The organism is Solilutibacter silvestris (genome assembly GCF_050574925.1).
GTDB classification, from domain to species: Bacteria; Pseudomonadota; Gammaproteobacteria; order Xanthomonadales; family Xanthomonadaceae; genus Solilutibacter; species Solilutibacter silvestris_A.
Genome location: NZ_JBCMOO010000007.1, coordinates 43,754 through 58,569 on the forward strand (window position 1 = coordinate 43,754; position 14,816 = coordinate 58,569).

The 14,816-nt window shown below is 66.7% G+C and carries 13 protein-coding genes; 5 read left to right on the forward strand and 8 right to left on the reverse strand.

The annotated features are described in order from the left end of the window. Positions 1-40 precede the first annotated feature (40 nt). From ABE093_RS12195 to ABE093_RS12210, 4 genes are all read left to right on the forward strand, one after another. Positions 41-1,177 carry a PilT/PilU family type 4a pilus ATPase gene (locus ABE093_RS12195; protein ID WP_430761181.1) on the forward strand — a complete coding sequence of 379 codons (1,137 nt, stop codon included), beginning with the start codon at positions 41-43 and terminating at the stop codon, positions 1,175-1,177. A 9-nt stretch (positions 1,178-1,186) separates the two neighbouring features. After that, positions 1,187-1,765 (forward strand): YqgE/AlgH family protein, encoded by a 579-nt coding sequence (locus ABE093_RS12200; protein WP_430761182.1) that lies wholly within the window; start codon positions 1,187-1,189, stop codon positions 1,763-1,765. Between the two features lie 264 nt (positions 1,766-2,029). Then, positions 2,030-2,506 carry a Holliday junction resolvase RuvX gene (gene ruvX / locus ABE093_RS12205; protein ID WP_430761183.1) on the forward strand — a complete coding sequence of 159 codons (477 nt, stop codon included), beginning with the start codon at positions 2,030-2,032 and terminating at the stop codon, positions 2,504-2,506. A gap of 2 nt (positions 2,507-2,508) precedes the next feature. Continuing rightward, positions 2,509-3,420, forward strand: coding sequence for an aspartate carbamoyltransferase catalytic subunit (locus ABE093_RS12210; RefSeq protein ID WP_430761184.1), 912 nt, complete (start codon positions 2,509-2,511; stop codon positions 3,418-3,420). A gap of 12 nt (positions 3,421-3,432) precedes the next feature. Here ABE093_RS12210 and ABE093_RS12215 read toward each other — a convergent pair whose 3' ends face one another. From ABE093_RS12215 to ABE093_RS12250, 8 genes are read right to left on the reverse strand one after another with little or no spacing between them, the layout of a single operon-like run. Next, positions 3,433-4,224, reverse strand: a complete 792-nt coding sequence (locus tag ABE093_RS12215) for a prolyl oligopeptidase family serine peptidase (protein WP_430761185.1) — start codon at positions 4,222-4,224, stop codon at positions 3,433-3,435. A 46-nt stretch (positions 4,225-4,270) separates the two neighbouring features. After that, complete coding sequence (gene trpA, locus ABE093_RS12220) at positions 4,271-5,023, reverse strand: tryptophan synthase subunit alpha (protein ID WP_430761186.1); 753 nt, start codon at positions 5,021-5,023, stop codon at positions 4,271-4,273. After that, positions 5,024-6,208, reverse strand: coding sequence for a tryptophan synthase subunit beta (gene trpB / locus ABE093_RS12225; RefSeq protein WP_430761187.1), 1,185 nt, complete (start codon positions 6,206-6,208; stop codon positions 5,024-5,026). Beyond that, on the reverse strand, positions 6,192-6,812 hold the full coding sequence (locus tag ABE093_RS12230; RefSeq protein WP_430761188.1) for a phosphoribosylanthranilate isomerase: 621 nt from the start codon (positions 6,810-6,812) through the stop codon (positions 6,192-6,194). The genes trpB and ABE093_RS12230 overlap by 17 nt, the downstream gene beginning before the upstream one ends. Continuing rightward, on the reverse strand, positions 6,809-7,618 hold the full coding sequence (locus ABE093_RS12235) for an indole-3-glycerol-phosphate synthase (protein WP_430761189.1): 810 nt from the start codon (positions 7,616-7,618) through the stop codon (positions 6,809-6,811). The genes ABE093_RS12230 and ABE093_RS12235 overlap by 4 nt, the downstream gene beginning before the upstream one ends. Further along, complete coding sequence (gene trpD / locus ABE093_RS12240) at positions 7,615-8,646, reverse strand: anthranilate phosphoribosyltransferase (RefSeq protein ID WP_430761190.1); 1,032 nt, start codon at positions 8,644-8,646, stop codon at positions 7,615-7,617. Before trpD ends, ABE093_RS12235 begins: the two co-directional genes overlap by 4 nt. Continuing rightward, the gene (locus ABE093_RS12245; RefSeq protein WP_430761191.1) at positions 8,643-9,218 is read right to left on the reverse strand and encodes an anthranilate synthase component II; all 576 of its coding nucleotides are present in this window, start codon (positions 9,216-9,218) and stop codon (positions 8,643-8,645) included. Before ABE093_RS12245 ends, trpD begins: the two co-directional genes overlap by 4 nt. Next, on the reverse strand, positions 9,215-10,603 hold the full coding sequence (locus ABE093_RS12250; protein ID WP_430761192.1) for an anthranilate synthase component I family protein: 1,389 nt from the start codon (positions 10,601-10,603) through the stop codon (positions 9,215-9,217). Before ABE093_RS12250 ends, ABE093_RS12245 begins: the two co-directional genes overlap by 4 nt. A 311-nt stretch (positions 10,604-10,914) precedes the next feature. Between ABE093_RS12250 and hrpA the strand changes: the two genes are divergently transcribed. Next, positions 10,915-14,811, forward strand: a complete 3,897-nt coding sequence (hrpA, locus tag ABE093_RS12255; RefSeq protein ID WP_430761193.1) for an ATP-dependent RNA helicase HrpA — start codon at positions 10,915-10,917, stop codon at positions 14,809-14,811. Positions 14,812-14,816: the final 5 nt, after the last annotated feature.

Consider the following 14,816-nt stretch of genomic DNA (forward strand, 5'->3'; position numbering starts at 1 on the left):
GCGCCGTGCGTGAGCGCGGCGTGCCGACGGAGCTCCCCCGATGCCTACCACTCCGACCGATCTGACCAATTTCCTCCGCCTGATGGCGCAGCAGCGCGCGTCCGACCTCTTCATCACAGCGGGCATGGTTCCGGCGATGAAGGTCGCCGGCAAGTTGCAGCCGGTCGGCCAGGAGCCGCTGACGCCGCAGGAAAGCCGCGATCTGGTGCTGTCGGTGATGAACCCGATGCAGCGCGAGGAGTTCGAAAAGACCCACGAGTGCAACTTCGCCATCGGCCTCGCCGGCGTCGGCCGCTTCCGCGTGTCGGCGTTCTACCAGCGCAACCAGGTCGGCATGGTGCTGCGCCGGATCGAGATGAAGATCCCGACCATCGAGGAACTCAACCTGCCGCCGGTGATGAAGACGCTGGCGATGACCAAGCGCGGCATCGTGCTGTTCGTCGGCGCGACGGGTTCGGGCAAGTCGACCTCGCTTGCCGCGCTGATCGGCTATCGCAACAAGAATTCCTCGGGCCACATCATCACCATCGAGGACCCGATCGAATTCGTGCATCGCCACGAGGGCTGCATCATCACCCAGCGCGAAGTCGGCGTGGATACCGACAGCTGGGACAACGCGCTGAAGAACACCCTGCGCCAGGCGCCCGACGTGATCATGATCGGCGAAATCCGTACCCGCGAAGGCATGGATCACGCCATCGCCTTCGCCGAAACCGGCCATCTGGTGCTGGCGACGCTGCATGCCAACAACGCCAACCAGGCGATGGACCGCATCATCAACTTCTTCCCGGAAGAGCGTCGCAGCCAGCTGTTGATGGACCTGTCCTTGAACCTGAAGGGCGTGGTCGCGCAGCAACTGGTCCCGACCGTCGACGGCAAGGGGCGCCGCGCGGCGCTGGAAATCCTCCTCGGCACGCCGCTGGTGCAGGACTACCTGCGCGACGGCGAGATCCACAAGCTGAAGGAAGTGATGAAGGATTCGACCCAGCAGGGCATGAAGACCTTCGACCAGGCGCTGTTCGAGCTCTACCAGGGCGGCAACATCAGCTACGAGGACGCGCTGCGCTTCGCCGACTCGCAGAACGAGGTGCGCCTCAAGATCAAGCTGGCCCAGGGCGGCGATGCGCGCACGCTGGCGCAGGGGCTGGATGGGGTGGAGATCTCGGAAGTCCGATAGAATGGGGCCATGCCCCGTGAAATCCCGACCGGACCGAACTCGCTGGCCAACCAGCTGCTGGTGGCGGTCCCGGCGCTTGAAGACCCGACGTTCTCCCGTTCCGTCACCCTGATCTGCCAGCACGACCAGAACGGGGCGATGGGCATCGTGGTCAATCGGCCGTCCGACATGCTGCTGGGCGAGCTGCTGCAACAGATCCAGGTCACCACCGGCGACGAGATCCTGCGCATGCACCATGTGCTGGCGGGCGGGCCGGTGCACCCGGAGCGCGGCTTCGTCCTCCACGACGGCGAGCAGGACTGGGATTCGAGTTTCGCCCTCGGCAACGGCCTGGCGCTGACCACGTCGCGCGACGTGCTGGAATCGCTGGCCTCGGGCACCGGACCGCAACGCGCCCTGGTCGCGCTGGGTTGCGCCAGCTGGGGACCGGGCCAGCTCGAACAGGAAATCACCGAGAACAGCTGGATCACCGTTCCCGCGGACAACGACCTGCTGTTCACCACGCCGCTGGAATCGCGCTGGCAGGCCGCTGCCGGCCGCCTTGGCGTCGACCTGATGCAGATGGCCGGTTATTCCGGTCGCGCCTAGGGCCTGTTACCGCTATCGGAACAGGCCATGCCGCGCCAAAGCCTGTGCGATGCAAGGAAGAATGAGTGAGTTTATGTCGATAAATGAGCGAATGATGACGATGCAGCGCTCAGGCTTTGACGCGGCCCACCGGGTTGCCGTGTCCGGTCGCCATGCGATCGCGCGCGGCTTGAACAGGCAACCAGCCTGCCGCTGCGCCACGCGCGCCCGCCTAACAACCGGACACGGCAACATGGCCCGTTCCGATAGCGGTAACAGGCCCTGATGCGGACCGATGGCACCGTGCTCGGCTTCGATGTCGGCAAGCGTCGCATCGGTGTTGCCGTCGGCAGTGCCTTCAGCGGCGGTGCGCGGCCGATCGCGGTGGTCGACGTCCACGATGGCGTGATCGACTGGAAGGCGATCGACAAGCTGATCCGCGAATGGATGCCGTCGGGCCTGGTGGTGGGCGATCCGCTGACGCTGGCTGGCGACGACCAGCCGATTCGCCAGTTCGCGCAGCAGTTCGCCCGCGACATCGCCGCGCGCAGCAAGCGCGAGGTGGTGATGATGGACGAGCGCTCGAGTTCGATCGAAGCCGCGGGCGCGTTCGCCGAGCGACGGGCATCGGGCGCGTCGCGCCGGCGCGACGCCAATGCGCTCGATGCGATGGCGGCGGCGATCATCGTCGAGCGCTGGCTGGCTTCCCCCGGTGATGCAGTGCCGGTTTCGATGGGGAACGCCCCTGGAGCGACGACGTGACGATGGCTGGAAAACACCTGCTGACCCTCGCTGACATGGCGCGCGGCGATCTCGAGGCACTCCTTGATCGCGCGCAGCAGTTCTCGGATGGCGCGGACGCGCGTGGGCGGTTGGCCGGGATCGCGGTGTGCACGCTGTTCTTCGAACCTTCGACGCGCACGCGCCTGAGTTTCCAGCGTGCGGCGCAGCGTCTCGGCGCCGACGTGCTGAATTTCGACGCGGCAACGTCTTCGACCACCAAGGGCGAAACCGACGTCGATACCCTGCGCAACATCGAAGCGATGGGCGTGCGTGGTTTCGTCATCCGCCATCGCGAGGATGGCGCCGTCGCGCGACTGTCCGAAGTGGTGCAGCCCGGGACGAAGCTGATCAACGCCGGTGACGGTCGCAGCCAGCATCCGACCCAGGGCCTGCTCGACATGCTGACCATCCGCCAGGCCAAGGGCGACGATTTCTCGACGCTGAAGATCGCCATCGTCGGCGACATCAGGCATTCGCGCGTGGCGCGCAGCGATCTGTGCGCATTGCGCGCGCTGGGCGCGACGGATGTCCGCGTGTGTGCGCCGGAGTCACTGTTGCCGGATGCGCAGACGCTGCAGGGCTGCACGGTGGAGGCCGACGTGGCCAAGGCCATTTCCGGCGCCGACGTGGTGATGACGCTGCGCCTGCAGCGCGAACGCATGCAGGAAGGCCTGGTGTCCTCGCTGGAGGATTACCACCGCGATTACGGCATCACCACGGAGCGCATGAAACTGGCGAAACCGGATGCGGTGGTGATGCATCCGGGGCCGATGAATCGCGGGATCGAGATCAGCGATGAAGTCGCAGATGGCCCGCAGTCGCTGATCCTGCGCCAGGTCGCGAACGGCGTCGCGGTGCGGATGGCCGTGCTGGAAACCGCGCTCGCGGGCTGATCGAAGCTTGGGTCAGCGCTTCTGCGCGAACAGCCAGGTCCACAGTTCCGGCGTGTGCGAATACGCCGGGTCCCAGCTGTTGTGGTTGGCATCCGGGAATTCGGTGTAGCGCGCGTCCGCCGCGTCCGCCGCGCGGAAGGCGGCAATCAGCTTGCGGTCGTCCTCGGGGGAGACCTGATCATCCTTCGCGCCATGGAAGATCCACACCGGGACGTGTTGCAGGCGTTTCGCGACGACGGCGTAGGGATCAGCCTCGTTGGCGACAGAGGTGACCAGCAGCGCGCGTTCATCACTGGGTGCTTTCACCGCGCCGCACACCGGAACCAGCGCGGCGAAGCGCTCCGGTGCATGCAGGGCCATTTCCCACACGCCGTAACCGCCCATCGACAGGCCGGTGAGGTAGGTGCGCTTGCGATCGCCGTGGAATTCGCGACTCGCGGCGTCGAGTTCCGCGAAGACGAGATCGACGTTGTCGCTCCATTCGGTGTCATCCGGCGCCTGCGGGAACACCACGATCGCCGGGAACGTGTCCTGGTGCGCGCGGACGTAGGGACCGATGCCGACCAGCGTCGGCTTGGCGCCATCGCTGCCGCGCTCGCCGGTGCCATGCAGGAAGACGATCACGGCGGGTTCGCTGCCACCGGCTTGCGCGGATGGCACGAAGACCTGGTAGCGATGCTGCTTGCCGCCGATATCGATGCTGCGTTCGAGAAAAGCGCCGCCGGTGCGCTTGGGCATGTTGCTCGCGCAGGCTGCCAGCAGCAGGGCTGCGAACACGATGAGCAGAAGGGTCGCTGCTGTCATGGAAGACGGTTTCATTGAAGACGTTCCCGGTGGATGCTTCATCGCATCAGGATACGCCCTCCGTGAATTTCGCAAAGGCAGCTTGCGCCGGCATGCCGTCCGCCAATGCCTGCACCAATGCGGTGCCGACGACAGGCGTCGCACCCATCGAGCGGATGCTGGCCAATGCCTGCGGTTCCGACAAGCCGAACCCGACCGCGAGCGGGCGATTCGTGATCGCGCGCAGGGCCGCCACGCGCGCGGCGATCGGTGCGAAATCGTGGGTGCCTTCGCCGGTGATGCCGAGGCGCGCGACCACATAGGCGAAGCGTTGCGCGAACGGCGCTGACGGGCCGGGATCGGCGCGTTCGGCCAGCAGCTGCTTTGCGCGCTCGATCGAGGTGGTCGGCGACAGCAGCGGGACGATCGGATAGCCGGCAGCAAGCAATGCCGCTTCGAGTTCCGGTTCCTCGCCGAAGGGAAGATCGACCACCAGCAGCGAACGCACCGGCGTCTTGCGCAACAGTTCGATCAGGCGCGTGCTGCCGATCTGCAGCAAGGGGTTGAGGTAGGTGAAGAGCACGACGTCGGGGCCGTCGCTGATCGTCGCCAGTTGCTGCAGCACCGACTCCGCGGTGACGCCGCGTTCGATCGCGCGTTGCGCCGCGGACTGCAATGCCGGGCCGTCGGCGATCGGGTCGGAGTGCGGGACGCCGACCTCGATGCTGGAGATGCCGGCGGCCTTCGCCGCGCGCAGCAGTTCCGGAAGCGAATCGACTGCGGGATCGCCGGCCATGATGAAGGGGAGAAGGCGATCCATTCAGAGCTCCAGGCGCGAACGATAGGTGGAGAGATCCTTGTCGCCGCGACCAGACAGGCCGAGCAACACGGTACGGGCGCCATCACGGGCGAGGTCGCGCAAGCGCGCGAGCGCGTGGCTGGATTCCAGCGCGGGCAGGATGCCTTCGAGCGCGCACAGTTCGCGCGCGGCAGTCAGGGCTTCGTCGTCGCTGGCGCGCCAGACATCGACGCGGCCTTCGTCGGCCCAGGCCGCGAGTTCCGGGCCGAGCGCGGGATAGTCGAGGCCCGCGCTGACCGACGAGGTTTCGGCGGTGTGGCCGGCTTCATCCTGCAGGAGCAAGGTGCGGCAACCATGCAGTACGCCGACGCGACCGCCGCCGACGCGCGCGGCATGTTCGCCGAGTGCGGTGCCATGACCACCGGCTTCGACGACGACGCGGCGCAGTGCATCGTCGAGGAAAGGCTTGATCAGGCCGGAGCTGTTGCTGCCACCGCCGACGCAGGCGATCACGGCGTCGGGCAGCGATCCGTGGCGTTCAAGAACCTGCGCACGCGCTTCGTCGCCGATCACGGTCTGGAAGCTGCGCACGATGGTCGGGAACGGATGCGGGCCGAGCGCGGAGCCGAGCACGTAGTGCGCGCGATCGCAGCGTGCGGCCCAGGCGCGCAGCGCGGCGTTCACTGCTTCCTTCAACGTGCCCTGGCCGCTGTCGACCGCTTCCACCGTTGCGCCGAACATGCGCATGCGGAACACATTGGGCGCTTGCCGTTCCATGTCGGTGCGGCCCATGTAGACGGTGCAGGGCAGGCCGAGTCGCGCGCAGGCGGCTGCGGTCGCTACGCCATGCTGGCCGGCGCCGGTCTCGGCGATGATCTCGTGCTTGCCCATGCGCTTGGCCAGCAGCACCTGCGCGATCGCATTGTTGATCTTGTGCGCGCCGGTGTGGCACTGGTCTTCGCGTTTCAGGTAGAGATGCTCGAGGCCGACCGCCTTGGCGAGTCGCGGCGCCGACGTGAGCGCGGTCGGGCGACCGACGAAATCACGCAACTGTTCGGCGAGTTCACGCTGGAAGGTGGGATCGTGGATGGCATTGATGAAGGCTGCTTCCAGTTCCAGCAGCGGCGTCATCAATGTTTCCGGCGCGTAGCAGCCGCCGAAACCGGCGCGGCCAAAGCGGGTAGGAAGTTCAAAGCTGGATGGCATGGACGGTGCTCACAAATTGCTGGACCTTCGGAATGGATTTGCGGCCGGGTGAAGCTTCGAGGCGCGATGCGGCATCGGCGCCACGGCAATGCTTGCGTTGTTGCTGCGTTGACGCCTCGATGCGATCACGCACGTTGTCGCCATCAAGTCCGCCTGCGAGCAGGAACGGTCCGGGTGGCGGAAATTTCCCGGCATGCGTCTGGCCCGAGCCACCATGCACGCCGGTTTGCGAGGGTGCGGTTTCCCACAAATACTGATCGGCATCGACTGCTGGCTGGTCGGGACTGTCCGGCCACGGCAGCAGCAAGTTCAGGCCGGCGGCGCGGGTGCGCGTTAACGCGTCAACGCGCGCGCCGGCTGGAAGATAGGGTTGCACCCAACCCAGGCCATGCGCGATCGCTTCTTGGATCATCGGTTCGATGTCGTCACCGACCGCGACCAGTACGCCGCGCATGCCGATGCCGGCACTCGCCGATTCCAGGTCCTCGCAATGGCGCGGGCTCGGTGGGTGGCGCACGAAACCGATCAGGTCCGCGCCGGCGGCGAGCGCCATGCGCGCGTCGTCGTTGTGGGTGATGCCGCAGACCTTGGCGATCAGGCTCATGTCCTGCACGCCTGCAGGAAGGCGACGGGATCATTGCTGCGCATCAATGCTTCGCCGATCAGCACCGTGTCGAAACCCTGTGCGAATGCCGCGCGTGCGTCTTCCGGCGTGGACAGCCCGGATTCGCGGATCAGCACGGCGTCGGGGAAGGCCTCGCGCAGCGGATCGGCGGTCGGCGCGCCGATGGCGAAGCTGGCGAGATCGCGTGCGTTGATGCCGACCAGCGTCGCACCGCTGTCGCGCGCGAAGGGAATCTCGCCGAGTTCGTGCAGTTCCACCAGTGGCTCCAATCCGCGTTCGCGGGCGGCGTCGGCGAACGCGGCGGTGTGCTTGCCGAGGACGCGGGCGATCAGCAGCACGGCATCGGCCTGCGCCGCCGTCGCGGCTTCGTCGAGATGGCGCGCATCCAGCACGAAGCCCTTGTAGAGGCGCGGCATGCCATACCGCTTGCCAGCGCGGACTTCATCGGCGCTGCCCTGGAACAATGCCGGTTCGGCGAGGATCGACACCGCCGCCGCACCGCCATCGCGATAGGCCTGCAACTGCGTGTCGAAATCGCGATCGGCGGCGAACGGGCCCAGCGATGGCGAGGCGCGCTTGAACTCGGCGATCACCGCGCCGCCGTTGCGGGACTTGGTGTCGCGCAACGCTTTCTCGAAACGGGCATCGATGGTGCGCTGCGGTGCCGGCGCGATATTGAGTCCGGCAATGCGCGCGGCTTCGCTTTCGACCACACGGGTCAGATGCGATCCGGCAGGCAGTCGTGCGTCGCGCAACACGTCGTGGAGGGAGGGCAACGCGCTCATGCCGCGATCTCCCGTGCCGGCAGCGGCACTTCGAAGCCGTTCTCCAGCACGTCGCGGCATTGGCGCATGGCTGCCGGCAATTCCGACAACGAGGCATTCCGATGCAGCAGCAATCCGAGACCGGCCTGCAATGCGACGGCATCGGCGACGGCAGGACGGAAATCGGCGGAAGTCGATCCGTGCAGGCAGCCGCGCGCGACCGCCAGCGCCTGGGTACGATCCTCGACCCGCAATGCGTCGCGTTCGGGCGCGGCAATGCCGAGGTCGCGCGGGACCAGCACTTCCGTCGCCAGGACCTTGCCATCGCGCAGTTCCAGCACGCGGGTCGGACCTTCGATCGACGCTTCATCCATGCCATCGCCTTGGGCGTTCTTGCCGTGGATGACGAAGCCACGCTGCAGTTCGCCTTGCGCAAGCGCGCCGGCCATCGGTTCCAGCAAGGTGTCGCGGGCAACGCCCAGCACCTGGTAAGCGGGACGCGCCGGATTCAGCAGCGGGCCGAGCAGGTTGAAGATGGTGGGGATGCCGAGACGGCGACGGATTTCGCGCAGGCGCCCGAGCAGCGGGTGGTAGGCCGGCGCGAACAGGAAGGCGAAGTTGTTGGTCGCAAGATCCTGCTTCAGCTGCGCCGGTGCGCGCGACAAGTCGTAGCCGAGCGCTTCCATCAGGTCGGCGCTGCCGCAGGTCGAGGTCGCCGCGCGATTGCCGTGCTTGGCGACCGGGACGCCGAGATGCGCCAGCAACAGGCTGGACAAGGTGCTGAGGTTGGGCGTGGAGGCGCCGTCGCCGCCGGTGCCGACGACATCGAGTACCGCAAGATCGCAGCGATCGAAGGGCTGTGCTTCCGCCAGCAGCACGGACGCAAACGCGTGCAGTTCTTCCGCGCTGGGGTCGCGTTGCGCGAGCAGGGCGAGACAGGCGCCGACCAGCAAGGCGTCGGTGTCCTGGTCGACGAAGGTCCGCATCAACTCGGCGGCGGTGTCGGCCGGCAGCGGGCGGATCGGGTTGTGTGAAGTGAGCAGTGTCATGGACGCAGACCTGAAAGACGCAGCACGTTGGCGAGCAGCGCCGGACCATCGGGAGTGAGGATGCTTTCGGGATGGAACTGCACGCCCCAGCGCGGCAGCGTGCGATGCGCCATCGCCATCGGTTCGCCGGAAACGGAGCGCGCGGTGATCTGCCATTCCGGCGGCAGCGTGGCGTCGTCGACGATCAGGCTGTGATAGCGACCGACCATCAACGGCTGCGGCAAATCGGCGAACACGCCGGTGCCGTCGTGTTCCACCGGCGTCGCTTCGCCATGCAGGGGTTCGCGCGCGTGGGTGACGCGACCGCCAGTGCCCGCGGCCAACGCCTGCTGGCCGAGGCAGACACCGAACACCGGGATATCGAGATCGCTGGCGGCGATATCGACATGGATCCTGCATTCGGTGGGATGGCCTGGGCCGGGCGACAGCACGATCAATTCCGGCTTGCGCTTGCGCACATCGTCGAGCGTGATCTGGTCGAAGCGCGCGACCTCAACTTCCTCGCCCAGTGCCTGGAAGGCCTGCACGAGGTTGTAGGTGAAGCTGTCCAGTGCATCGATCAGCAAAATCATTCCGCGCCCTCCAGAGCGTTGAGCGAGACACCCATCGCCGCGGCGGGGGCACCGAGTTTGTGCAGGGTTTCCATATATTCCTTGTGTGCGTCGGAAGCGCGGACGATGCCGGCGCCGGCCTGCAGCCAGGCATGGCCGTTGGCGTAGACCGCAGTGCGCAGGATCAAGGCGCTGTCGAAGGCGCCATCGGCGCCGAGCTTGATCAGCGCGCCGGCATAGGGGCCGCGTGTGTCTTGTTCCATTTCGGCGATGCGTTTTGCCGCGCGCAGTTTCGGCGCGCCACTGACGGTGCCGGCCGGGAAGCAGGAGGACAGCACGTCGAGCGCATCGATGCCGTCGCGCAGTTTTGCCTTGACCGTCGTGGTGAGATGCAGCACGTGGCTGGTGCGTTGCAGGGCCAGCGGTTTCTCCACGTGCACGCCGCCGGGCGCGGCGCAGCGACCCAAATCATTTCGGGCGAGATCGACCAGCATCTGGTGTTCGGCGAGTTCCTTGGGATCGCTGCGCAAAGCTTCGAAACGCGCCGCGTCTTCCTGGTCGTCGCCACCGCGCGGCACCGTGCCGGCGATCGGCAGGGTTTCGGCTTCATCACCGTTCACCCGCACCAGCATTTCCGGCGAGGCGCCGGCCAGCGCGAATCCGTCCCATTCCAGCAGGAACCCGTAAGGACTCGGATTGAGCCGGCGCATGCGGCGATACGCGGTGAGCGGCGACGGCGGTTGTTCGATGCGCAGGCGCTGGCTCGGCACCAGCTGGTAGACGTCGCCGTCGTGAATCAGCGTTTGCGCGTTGTGGACATGCGCTTCGTAATCGGCGCGCTTGATCGTCGCGAAGGCGCGCGGCGATCCGGCGTCTTCCCGCGCCTGCACCGGCTGCGAGAGGGCGAAGCGCAGGGTGAGCAGGCGCTGGCGCAACGCGGCTTCATCGTCACCCAGCACCTGCAGTTCGGCGACCTGATGGAGGTGGTCGAAGACGAGGGCGGCGTCGAAGCGGCGCGCCCACACCGTCGGCAGGCCCAGCGAATCGCGCTTGGGCAGCTGCAGCGTCGGTTCGTCGGCGATCACCGCTTCGAAGCCGACATAGCCGGCGATGCCGACGCCGACCGGCATCGTGTCGCGGCCGGGCGGCAGTTCCGAGGCAGCGTCGAACGTGCCGCGATCGCCCAGGACCGGGCCGGCGAGATCGCGCAACGCCTGCACCCAGCCGTGGGCGGGCGGGCTCATCTTCACTTCGCCGGCGTCCTGCACCAGGACGAAGCTGTGGCGGCCGACGCGCTCGCCCTGGTCGGCGGATTCCAGCAGCAGGCTGGCGCCGTGGGAGCGCAGCGCCAGATAGGCGGAGAGCGGGGTGATGAGGTCGGCGGGGAGTCGGTAGCGGAGCAGCATGTGAGGGGTCCGGATAAAAAAAGAGCCCGGTCGTTGCGGACCGGGCTCGGGGATTCGGCAGGCAGGCGCGCTCAGGCGCCGGGCGAGTCTCCCGAGCCACGACGCCACCACCACGCGCGCTGCGTGGTCGGGAAAGCGGAGAGGGCGGGGAGATGGTGCATCGCCACATGAGACAGCATGGATGGCCGTGGTGTCAACAGGGCCGGGGATGGGCTTGAGCCACGGCGCTGACATCCCGATATCGAGGCGTAACGCGAGACAATGGGCGGCCGCCCGTTCGTCCGCGCGCCTGAATTTGCTGGAACCTGCCGTTGTCCCCCGCTGAAGCTTCTCCACGATCCGAGCTGAGCCAAGCCCGGCGCGCCATTGATGGCGCGTCGACCCGTGATCGTGGCCGCCTGTTGGGACTGCTGGCGAAATGGCAGGCGAAGCCGAACGATGCGGCCCTGCGCGCTGCCTTCACCACGAAATTGCAGACATCGGTCTCCATGCGTGAGGCGCGCGCTGCGCAACTGCCCACGGCGACGCTCAATGCCGACCTGCCGATCGCCGCGCACAGCGATGACATCGTTGAGCTGATCCGCAAGCACCAGGTTGTCGTGATCGCCGGCGAGACCGGTTCCGGCAAGACCACGCAACTGCCGAAGCTGTGCCTGCTGGCCGGGCGCGGGCAGGCGGGGATGATCGGCTGCACCCAGCCACGGCGCATCGCCGCGCGTTCGGTGGCGCGCCGCGTCGCCGAGGAATTGCAGGTGCCGATGGGCGGGGCGGTCGGTTATCAGGTGCGCTTCAACGACCAGGTCGGCGACAGCACCGCGATCAAGTTCATGACCGATGGCATCCTGCTGGCGGAAATCCATTCCGATCGCTGGTTGTCGAAGTACGACACCATCATCATCGACGAGGCGCACGAACGCAGCCTCAACATCGATTTCCTGCTCGGCTATCTCAGGCAGCTGCTGCCGAAGCGGCCCGACCTGAAACTGATCGTCACTTCCGCGACCATCGATACCGGGCGTTTCGCCGCGCATTTCGGCGGTGCGCCGGTGGTGGAAGTGGAAGGACGCACCTATCCCGTCGAGATTCGCCATCGTCCATTGGAAGGCGAGGGCGAGGATGGAGGCGAGCGCACGGTGCTGGATGGCATCGTCGCCGCCTGCGACGAAATCACCCGCGAGAACCCGCTCGGCGACACCTTGATCTTCCTGCCGGGCGAACGCGAGATCCGCGACGCGCATCAGGCGCTGGAACGGCGCAAATACCGCAGCACCGAAGTGGTGCCGCTATACGCGCGGTTGTCGGCGAAGGACCAGGATAAGGTGTTCCAGCCGGGCCCGAAACGACGCATCGTGCTCGCGACCAACGTCGCCGAAACCTCGCTGACGGTGCCGCGCATCCGCTATGTGGTCGATCCCGGTTTTGCGCGCGTCAAACGCTATAGCCCGCGCCAGAAACTCGATCGCCTGCATATCGAGGCGATCTCGCAGGCCAGCGCCAACCAGCGCGCGGGGCGTTGCGGCCGCGTTGCCGATGGCGTCTGCATCCGTCTCTATTCGGAGGTCGATTCCGCCGCGCGTGCCGAGTTCACCGATCCGGAAATCCGTCGCTCGGCGTTGGCCGGCGTGATCCTGCGCATGTTGAGCATCGGGCTGGGCGAGATCGAACAGTTCCCGTTCCTCGAGCCCCCCGATCCACGCGCGATCGCCGACGGCTGGCAGCAGCTGACCGAACTCGGCGCGATCGACGCCAATCGAAAGCTGACCGCGATCGGCAAGCAGATGGCGCGGCTACCGGTGGACGTGAAGCTGTCGCGCATGCTGATCGCCGCGCACAAGCATGGCTGCCTGCACGAAATGCTGGCAATCGCCAGTTTCCTCGGCATCCAGGACCCGCGCGAACGTCCCGCGGATGCGCGCGCTGCCGCCGACACCGCGCACGCGCAATTCGCCGATCCGAAATCGGAATTCGCCGGCATCTGGAACCTGTGGGAGGCCTATCGCGTCGCCCACGAGGAGATGAGCCAGTCGCAGCTGCGCAAATGGGCGGAGAAACATTTCCTCGGCTTCCTGCGCTTGCGCGAATGGCGCGAACTGCATCGCCAGTTGAAGCTGCAATGCGTGGAGCTCGGTTGGTCGGACGAGGCGAATCCGAAGGGCGTCGATTACGCCAATCTGCATCGCGCGTTGATCGCGGGACTGCCGACGCAGATCGGCCATCTTGGCGAGCGTGGCGTCTACGAAGGCCCGCGCGGCCGGCGCTTCCAGCTGTTCCCGGGTTCCGTGTTGGCGAAGAAGCCAGCGCCGTGGCTGTTGTCGGCAACCTTGCTCGATACCGAAAAGGTCTGGGCGATCACAAACGCGGCGATCGAACCGGATTGGGCGATCTCGGAACTGCCGCACCTGCTGGCACGCCGCCATCACGATCCGCACTGGTCGCGTTCGCAGGGGCGCGTGCTCGGCAGCGAACAGATCAGCCTGTTCGGCCTGGTGCTGGCGCCGAAGAAGCCGGTGCACTACGGTGCGCTGTATCCGGAGGAGGCGCGGGCGATCTTCGTGCGCGATGCCCTGGTGGCCGGCGAGATCAACACGCGCAGCGGCTTCCTCGCCCGCAACCTGCGCACGCTGGAACTGGCCAAGGAAGAGGAGGCCAAGCAGCGTCGCGCAGGATTGGTTGTGGATGAGGACTGGCAGGCGCGCTGGTACCTCGATCGCCTGCCGCCCCACGTCCACAACGCGCAGGCGCTGGACGCGTGGTGGAAGTCGCTGTCGAAGGACGCGCAGGCGGCGCTGGAATGGTCGCGCGACGATCTGCTGGTCGCCGACGAAACCGATGCCGCGCGTTTCCCGCCCTATCTCGCGATCGGCGACGTGCGGCTGGCAGTACGCTATCGCTTCGAACCCGGCGCGGTCGACGACGGCATGACGCTGGCCGTGCCGCTACACCTGCTCAACGCGCTGGACGAAGCGAAGCTGTCGTGGCTGGCACCCGGTTTCGTGCAGGACAAGGCGACGGCGCTGATCAAGTCGTTGCCGAAGATCCTGCGGCGCAATTTCGTGCCGGCGCCGGATTTCGGGCGCGCCTTTGCCGAAGCGCATCGCGAACCGGAGGCGGATGCATTCGTCTCGACCTTGGCGCGTTTCCTCAAGCGCTTGTCGGGCGTTGAAGTCTCTGCCATCGATTTCGATGAAACGAGCATCGAACCGCACCTGCGCATGAACCTGCAGCTTCAGGACGAATCCGGGAAGAACGTGATCGCCAGTTCGCGCGATCTTGCCGATTTGCGGGCGAAGTTCGGTACGCGCGCGCAACGCGCCTTCGCCGGTCGCGCCGCGAAGGATCTTGCGCGCGCCGGCCTGACCGCATTCCCGGATGTGGCGATTCCCGTGCAGATCACCGGGGATGGCGGCATTCCCGCATTCCCGGCCCTGCACGACGACGGCGACACCGTCTCGCTGCACGTGCATGCCCAGCGCGAGGTCGCCGAACGCCACCATGTCGAAGGCGTGCGTCGATTGTTGCGGCTGGCATTGGCCGACAAGCTGAAACAGGCGCGCCGGCAGTTGCCGGTGCAGGCCAAGACGGCTTTGCTCTATGCGGCGATCGAGTCGGCGTCGCCACGCCAGGGCACGAAAACCACCGAGAGCGATCGCCTGCGCGAGGACCTGGTCGATGGTGCGTTCGCCGCGTTGGCGAGCGATGGCCTGGTCGCGATCCGCGATGCCGGCGCTTTTGCCGCACGGCGTGACACCATCGGCAAGACCCTGTTCGCCGAGGCGATGCGACGCTTGCAGCAGGCCGAGGCCATCCTGTCATTGATCGCCGACATCCGCGCCAAGCTGGAGTCGAAGCTGATGGGCTGGGCCAGCGGCAACCTCGACGACATGCGCGCCCATCTCGAATCGTTGGCGCGTCCCGGCTTCCTGCGCGAAGTCCCGGCCGAGGCCTTGTCGGAATATCCACGCTGGCTCAAGGCGTTGTCGCTCCGGGCCGAACGCGCGCAACGCGATCCCGCCAAGGACCAGTCGCGCATGCTCGAACTCAAGCCCTTCGCCGATGCATTGGCCGCTGCCGATCCCGTTGACGCAACCGCGCAGGCATTGCGCTGGGAGCTGGAGGAACTGCGCGTCGCCACCTACGCCCAGGAGCTCGGCGTGAAGGGTGGCGTATCCGCCAAGAAACTCGCAGGTCGTATCGCCGGCCTGAGGTAACGTAG

What these genes read in the sequence shown, in the direction of transcription:
- ABE093_RS12195 (WP_430761181.1), top strand. Translation starts at nt 41, where the DNA reads ATGCCTACCACTCCGACCGATCTGACCAATTTCCTCCGCCTGATGGCG.
- ABE093_RS12200 (WP_430761182.1), top strand. Translation starts at nt 1,187, where the DNA reads ATGCCCCGTGAAATCCCGACCGGACCGAACTCGCTGGCCAACCAGCTG.
- ruvX (WP_430761183.1), top strand. Translation starts at nt 2,030, where the DNA reads ATGCGGACCGATGGCACCGTGCTCGGCTTCGATGTCGGCAAGCGTCGC.
- ABE093_RS12210 (WP_430761184.1), top strand. Translation starts at nt 2,509, where the DNA reads ATGGCTGGAAAACACCTGCTGACCCTCGCTGACATGGCGCGCGGCGAT.
- ABE093_RS12215 (WP_430761185.1), bottom strand. Translation starts at nt 4,224, where the DNA reads ATGACAGCAGCGACCCTTCTGCTCATCGTGTTCGCAGCCCTGCTGCTG.
- trpA (WP_430761186.1), bottom strand. Translation starts at nt 5,023, where the DNA reads ATGGATCGCCTTCTCCCCTTCATCATGGCCGGCGATCCCGCAGTCGAT.
- trpB (WP_430761187.1), bottom strand. Translation starts at nt 6,208, where the DNA reads ATGCCATCCAGCTTTGAACTTCCTACCCGCTTTGGCCGCGCCGGTTTC.
- ABE093_RS12230 (WP_430761188.1), bottom strand. Translation starts at nt 6,812, where the DNA reads ATGAGCCTGATCGCCAAGGTCTGCGGCATCACCCACAACGACGACGCG.
- ABE093_RS12235 (WP_430761189.1), bottom strand. Translation starts at nt 7,618, where the DNA reads ATGAGCGCGTTGCCCTCCCTCCACGACGTGTTGCGCGACGCACGACTG.
- trpD (WP_430761190.1), bottom strand. Translation starts at nt 8,646, where the DNA reads ATGACACTGCTCACTTCACACAACCCGATCCGCCCGCTGCCGGCCGAC.
- ABE093_RS12245 (WP_430761191.1), bottom strand. Translation starts at nt 9,218, where the DNA reads ATGATTTTGCTGATCGATGCACTGGACAGCTTCACCTACAACCTCGTG.
- ABE093_RS12250 (WP_430761192.1), bottom strand. Translation starts at nt 10,603, where the DNA reads ATGCTGCTCCGCTACCGACTCCCCGCCGACCTCATCACCCCGCTCTCC.